General features: G+C 69.4%; 1 protein-coding gene. It reads left to right on the forward strand.

Going from position 1 to position 1036, the window contains the following annotated elements; genetic code table 11:
* Positions 1–336 precede the first annotated feature (336 nt).
* A partial coding sequence (locus G6021_RS15610) for a TSUP family transporter (protein ID WP_182641687.1) occupies positions 337–1036 on the forward strand: 700 nt, incomplete at its 3' end.

The raw sequence follows: 1036 nt of genomic DNA on the forward strand, positions 1-1036 counted from the left end.
ATCCGGGCAGCGGTGCGCGTCGGCCGCGACCCGTGCCGCCCCTCGCGAGGGCAGCACCCCGCTGGTGGCCCCGCATCGCTGACACCCCCAGGTCGCGCCGTCGGCGGCCTCCTGGACATAACACGACCGTTCGCCGACCCCGTCCATCCCGCCCCCCAGCGCAGAGCACCGACCCGGAGCCGGTGCGAATTCCGCAATTGTGTCACAAAATTCTCATCTTGACACGACATCTTCATCACGTCAGCCCCGCGTAGACAGATCGGTCTGGACTTGACGCTCATTTAATGTCTACTGTGTTGGTCTACTTAATCCACACACAAGATAATCGGAGCACTCGTGAAGACACTGATCGTCCTGGGCGTCGTCGGCGCCATCGCCCAGCTCATCGACGGCTCCCTGGGGATGGCCTACGGCGTGACGTCCACGACGCTGCTGGTCGCGGCCGGGATCGCGCCCGCCGCGGCCTCGGCGTCCGTGCACTTCGCGGAGATCGGCACCACCCTGGCCTCAGGTATCTCCCACCACAAGCTGGGCAACGTGGACTGGCGCATCGTGCGCATCCTCGCGGTCCCCGGCGCCATCGGGGCGTTCGCCGGCGCCACCATCCTCACCAACCTCCCGGCGGACGTGGCCAAGCCGGTGGTCGGGGCGATCCTCCTGACGCTGGGCCTCTACGTGCTGTACCGCTTCCTCGCACTGGGTGGGCGTCGTCCGGAGTTCAAGGGCCGCGTGCGGACAGGGTTCCTGGTCCCCCTCGGACTGGTGGGCGGCACCCTCGACTCGCTCGGCGGCGGCGGGTGGGGCCCGGTCGGCACCACCTCGCTGCTGTCCTCGGGCCGGGTCGAGCCGCGCAAGGTGGTCGGCTCCATCGACACCTCCGAGTTCGTGGTGGCCGTGGGTGGCTCCCTCGGCTTCCTCATCGGCCTGGGCGCGGCCGGCATCGACTGGGGCTACGCCGCGGCACTGCTGGTCGGCGGCGTGATCGTGGCACCACTGGCGGCCTGGCTGGTCAAGCACCTGCCCGCGCGCGTGCTCG

Source organism: Dietzia sp. CW19 (assembly GCF_014145265.1).
Lineage (GTDB): Bacteria > Actinomycetota > Actinomycetes > Mycobacteriales > Mycobacteriaceae > Dietzia > Dietzia natronolimnaea.